This window comes from Neisseria sp. P0021.S005, assembly GCF_051956955.1.
Genome location: NZ_JBQCWY010000815.1, coordinates 1 through 902 on the forward strand (window position 1 = coordinate 1; position 902 = coordinate 902).

Consider the following 902-nt stretch of genomic DNA (forward strand, 5'->3'; position numbering starts at 1 on the left):
ATGTTATATCATAACAGGATCTATTTAAGCCGTATAAATCTTTAAATACATTAACAAATGCAATTTCATTTCAATCAAATCCTTTATTTTTCAGACGGCCTGCTACATGAAACAACATTGCAAACGTAAATTTTGAGAACATTCTCATTTTTAGTACTTGAACTTAAAAAGAAAAAAGCATAAGCTGTTTTTATGGCGCAGAAACACGCCTTCCCACTCATTAAGGAGACAGCATTATGGCAAAAGATTTAAATGTGTTTGATAAAGAATATGGTCTTTTAATCAACGGCGAATGGACGAAAGGTAGCGAAGGCAAACTTTTATCCTCTTACAACCCTGCTAATGGCGATGAGTTGGCCAAGTTCACAGACGCAACCGATGCTGATGTCGATGCTGCCGTAGCCGCTGCACAAGAAGCGTTCAAAACATGGCGTAAAACCACGACTACCGAACGCGCGGCCATTTTGAACAAAATCGCCGATGTAATTGACGAAAACGCCGAATTGTTCGCCCTGCAAGAAACCTTGGACAACGGCAAACCGATCCGCGAAACTCGCGCCGCCGACGTACCATTGGCTTCCGACCATTTCCGCTATTTCGCCAGCGTGATCCGCGGCGAAGAAGGCACTGCGACCCAGCTTGACGCCGAAGACCTGTCCATCGTTTTGCGCGAACCGATCGGCGTTGTCGGCCAAATCATTCCTTGGAACTTTCCATTCTTGATGGCCGCATGGAAAATCGCTCCGGCATTGGCCGCAGGTTGTACCATCGTCAGCCACCCTTCTTCCAGCACTTCATTGAGCCTGTTGTCCCGCGCTCAAAAAAGCAACCACCTGCGGCCTAAAGGCGTGTTGAACGTGATTACCGGCCGCGGTTCCAAATCCGGCGAATACATGCTGCAC

Annotated in this window: 1 protein-coding gene; it reads left to right on the forward strand. The window is 46.9% G+C overall.

Annotated elements, in window-relative coordinates; translation table 11 throughout:
* Positions 1-236: 236 nt before the first annotated feature.
* Positions 237-902 (forward strand): aldehyde dehydrogenase family protein (locus ACTHUE_RS19500; RefSeq protein ID WP_440424225.1); only part of this gene is annotated, 666 nt, incomplete at its 3' end.